We start from the raw sequence: 3,973 nt of genomic DNA on the forward strand, positions 1-3,973 counted from the left end.
TGACGTTCATCCGGGCTGAGCTCGCTCAGCAGCTGGCGCACCACCTTGGCGGGCAGCTCCTCGAACAATCGGGCGCGATCATCCGGCGACATCTCCTCCATCACCTCCCGCATCTCACCGGAGCGCAACTGGCTCAACAGGCTCTGCTGGGTAACGGTGTCGAGATATTCATAGATGCTGATGGCCTCGTCCTTGCTGAGCAGACGAAAGGCAATGGCCTGCAGGTTGACTGGAAGATTGCCAATCGCCTCGGCGATATCCACCGGCTGCACCGGCTCCAGCAGCAGCTTCACCGCGTCGTAGTTGCCCGCCTGGAGCATCGCGGCAAGCTCATGGGAGACGGCCTCAGCCAGTAACTCGGGCTCCACGCTCACGCCAGCACTGCTTAGCCCCGATGCCTCCGTCATGCTTCTCCGGCCGGGAGCTCAGTGTATGGCCGTTACAGCCGGTTAACCTCTGCGCTCCATCACCGTTCCACCATGGCGATCAGCGTCAGCTCCGTCTCCGTCACCACCCCTGACGGCAGCAGCAAATCCCTGGGCGACTACGCCGGCAAGGTGCTACTGATCGTGAACGTGGCCAGTCGCTGTGGCTTCACCAAGCAGTACGCGGGTCTGCAGGCCCTCAACGAGGCCTACACCGCCAAGGGCCTGGCGGTTCTGGGATTCCCCTGCAACGACTTCGGCGCCCAGGAGCCCGGCAGCCTGGACGAGATCAAGAGCTTCTGCTCCACCACCTACGGCGCCGACTTCGAACTGTTCGACAAGGTGCACGCCAAGGGGAGCACCACCGAGCCCTACACCACCCTCAATCAGGTGGATCCCGCCGGTGATGTGGAGTGGAACTTCGAGAAGTTCTTGGTAGGCAAAGACGGCACCGTGATCGGCCGCTTCAAGAGTGGCGTCACCCCTGAAGACCTGAAGTCGGCGATTGAGGCGGCGCTGGCGGCTTGAACCATCGCCCGAGGCTGAATCCCAGGGCTGCGGCGCCAAGTCCCAGCCCGAGGGTCAGCCCGATCAAACCCAATGCGGCGGCCCAATCACCTGAACTCAGTTGCTTCATGGCCGCCAACATCCAGCTGCTGAAGGTGGTGAGCGAGCCGCAAAAGCCAATCCCCAGCAGCAACTGTCGCCGTGGATCAGCAGGGAGCCCGGCCAGCAAGCCCAAGAAGGCTGCCCCCAGAACATTCACCAGCAGGTTCTGATCACCCAGACGCAGGGCCAGCTGCCAACGCAACAGAGCTCCGGGCACGGCACCCAGGCCAACAAGCAGCAGCTCCTGCAGCTCCAATCGCAGGCTGGGTTTAGTCTCAGGCATGGGTCCCCAATCCGTAACCCAAAGCAGAGGCCAACAGGCCGGTTCCGATCGAAGCCACCGCCAGCACCCCAGCGGTGAGCGTCTGGCCGGCACGCAATTCGTTCAGCAGCTCCACAGCAAAGGTGGAAAAGGTGCTAAAGCTGCCGAAAAAGCCGACCACCATCAGTAGTGCGATGCCGGTGCTGGCGCTGCAGGTTTCATTGAGAGCCAACACCAGGCCCAGCGCGAAGCAAGCCACCACATTCACAAAAAAGGTGCCCCAATGCTTCTTCGGAACCGTTGGTTGGAAATGGTTCACCACTTTCAGGCGCAGCCAGGCCCCGGGGATCGCCCCCAGAGCCACCAACACAACCTCAGGCGCGGAGCCAGCCACGGCGTTGATCTCCGGAAAGGGTTTGCACGTGCAGCCAGTCCTGGCCATCGACAGCGGACCAACGCCGCAACAAGCGCATGGATGAGCCCGCCTTGAGGGTGCTCATCCGTGGGGCTACAGCCAGCGGGCTAAGCCGCAGGGGCTGATCGGTGGCGGTGTGCAGCAGGCCGGAAGCCGCGCGGCGACGGGGTTGCGGTTGACGCCGGTCAGCACCACCGGCCGGCAGAGCTGCCGGGGCCATCAGGGCCACCCCCAGTAGCCAACTCCATCGCAGAACACGCCCCATCAGATGTCGAGGGCTGCCATGTCCAGCTCGGCGCTGTGGGTCTCGATGAATTCCCGGCGGGGAGCCACCTTGTCGCCCATCAGGATCGTGAAGATGCGATCGGCCTCAAGGGCGTCCTCAATCTCCACCCGCTTCATCGTGCGCGTGGTGGGATCCATCGTGGTTTCCCAGAGCTGCTTGGGCATCATTTCGCCAAGACCCTTGAAGCGTTGGATCGTGTAGTTGGCCTTCTCGCCAAAACCGTCCAGGGTTTTCTGCAGATCACCCTCGTTGTAGCAATAGGTGTGGCTCTTACCGCGCTCGACTTTGTAGAGCGGTGGGCAGGCGATGTAGATGTAACCGCCTTCCACCAGCTCCTTCTGGTAGCGGTAGAAAAACGTGAGCAGCAGGGTGCGGATGTGGGCGCCGTCCACGTCGGCGTCGGTCATGATCACGACCCGGTGGTAGCGCAGGTTCTTCACATCGAAGTCCTCACCCTTAATCCCCAGGCCCAGGGCGGTGATCAGCGCCTGGATCTCCGTATTTTTGTAGATCTTGGCGTCGTCGGTCTTCTCGATATTGAGGATCTTGCCCCGCAGCGGCAGGATCGCCTGGAACCGACGATCGCGGCCCTGCTTGGCAGAGCCACCAGCGGAGTCGCCCTCCACGATGTAGATCTCGGATTCGCCGGGGTCGCGGGAGCTGCAGTCAGCCAGTTTTCCAGGCAGGGTTGAGCTCTCCAGAACACTCTTGCGCCGCACCAGTTCGCGGGCCCGGCGAGCAGCTTCAGCCGCGTTGAAGGCCTGGATCGCTTTCTCCAGGATCAGGCCGATCACGGAGGGATTAAACTCGAGGAACTGGCTGAGGGCTTCGCCCACCAGGTTGTCAACAATGCCCCGCACCTCGGTGTTGCCGAGTTTGGTCTTGGTCTGACCTTCAAATTCGGGCTCCGGCACCTTCACCGAGAGAACCGCCGTCAGGCCTTCACGAATGTTCTCGCCCGCAAGATTGGAATCCGATTCCTTGCGTTTGCCCAGCTTCTTGGCGAAGGCGTTGAGGGTGCGGGTGAGCACCGTCTTCAGGCCTTCAATATGGGTGCCGCCATCGACGGTGCGGATGTTGTTGGCAAAGCCAAGGATGCTGTCGGAGTAGGCATCGGAGCACCACTGCAGAGCTGCCTCCACCTGAACGCCATCCTTCTCGGAATTCACATAGATGATTTCTGGATGAAGGGCATCCTTCTCCTTATTCATGTAGGCGACGTATTCCTTGATACCGCCTTCGTAGAAGTAAGTCTCCTCATGGGGGTTCCCCTCCTCATCCCTTGCAGACTCCCGTTCATCGCGGAAAACAATCCGCACGCCACCGTTCAGATAGGCCAATTCCCGAAGCCGGGCCGAGAGGGTGGCGTAGTCGAAAACAATGCCGCCAGTGAAGATTTCAAGATCGGGCTTGAAGCACACAGTGGTGCCGGTCTCGCTGGTCTCGACTGCGGGCTGCGACTCCGACGCCAGAGCACCGATGGCCGCGCCGCGCTCAAAACGCTGGCGATGCACCTGGCCCTGACGGCGCACCGTCACCTGCACCCATTCGCTCAGGGCATTCACCACCGACACGCCAACACCGTGCAGACCGCCGGACACCTTGTAACCACCGGCGCCGAACTTGCCGCCGGCATGCAGCACGGTGAGCACCGTCTCCAGAGCGCTCTTGCCGGTGCGGGGGTGTACATCGGTGGGAATGCCACGGCCGTTGTCGCTCACCGAGGCGGAGCCGTCTTCACCGAGCACCACAACAATGCGGTCGCAATGGCCCGCTAGGGCTTCATCAACCGAGTTATCAACAACTTCGTACACCAGATGGTGCAAACCCCGCGGCCCGGTGGAGCCGATGTACATGCCGGGGCGTTTGCGAACGGGCTCAAGCCCCTCCAGCACCTGAATCTGCTCAGCGCCGTAGGCGTTCTGGACCTTGGAAGCGTCGCTCATTCAGAAAGTCTCAAGCCAGGAAACCGGGTC

The 3,973-nt window shown here is 61.8% G+C and carries 6 protein-coding genes; 1 reads left to right on the top strand and 5 read right to left on the bottom strand.

Annotation, left to right across the window (positions count from 1 at the left end; all coding sequences use genetic code 11):
- The coding region (locus tag ACGVJ8_RS02740; protein WP_392345370.1) for a magnesium transporter MgtE N-terminal domain-containing protein at positions 1-407 on the bottom strand (407 nt) is incomplete at its 3' end.
- 72 nt (positions 408-479) lie between these two features.
- Here ACGVJ8_RS02740 and ACGVJ8_RS02745 point away from each other — a divergent pair.
- Positions 480-953 carry a glutathione peroxidase gene (locus ACGVJ8_RS02745; RefSeq protein WP_392345371.1) on the top strand — a complete coding sequence of 158 codons (474 nt, stop codon included), beginning with the start codon at positions 480-482 and terminating at the stop codon, positions 951-953.
- Here ACGVJ8_RS02745 and ACGVJ8_RS02750 read toward each other — a convergent pair.
- The 4 genes from ACGVJ8_RS02750 to gyrB are packed head-to-tail and all read right to left on the bottom strand — an operon-like array spanning position 904 to position 3,943.
- Positions 904-1,317 carry a CrcB family protein gene (locus ACGVJ8_RS02750; protein WP_392345372.1) on the bottom strand — a complete coding sequence of 138 codons (414 nt, stop codon included), beginning with the start codon at positions 1,315-1,317 and terminating at the stop codon, positions 904-906. The two genes, ACGVJ8_RS02745 and ACGVJ8_RS02750, sit on opposite strands and share 50 nt — an antisense overlap.
- On the bottom strand, positions 1,310-1,690 hold the full coding sequence (locus ACGVJ8_RS02755; RefSeq protein ID WP_392345373.1) for a CrcB family protein: 381 nt from the start codon (positions 1,688-1,690) through the stop codon (positions 1,310-1,312). The genes ACGVJ8_RS02750 and ACGVJ8_RS02755 overlap by 8 nt, the downstream gene beginning before the upstream one ends.
- Entirely contained in the window at positions 1,671-1,976 is a 306-nt protein-coding gene (locus ACGVJ8_RS02760) for an SH3 domain-containing protein (protein WP_392345374.1), read from the bottom strand. The genes ACGVJ8_RS02755 and ACGVJ8_RS02760 overlap by 20 nt, the downstream gene beginning before the upstream one ends.
- Positions 1,976-3,943 (bottom strand): DNA topoisomerase (ATP-hydrolyzing) subunit B, encoded by a 1,968-nt coding sequence (gene gyrB, locus ACGVJ8_RS02765; protein ID WP_392345375.1) that lies wholly within the window; start codon positions 3,941-3,943, stop codon positions 1,976-1,978. The genes ACGVJ8_RS02760 and gyrB overlap by 1 nt, the downstream gene beginning before the upstream one ends.
- Between the last annotated feature and the right edge of the window lie 30 nt (positions 3,944-3,973).

The organism is Parasynechococcus sp., assembly GCF_042954245.1.
GTDB lineage: Bacteria > Cyanobacteriota > Cyanobacteriia > PCC-6307 > Cyanobiaceae > Parasynechococcus.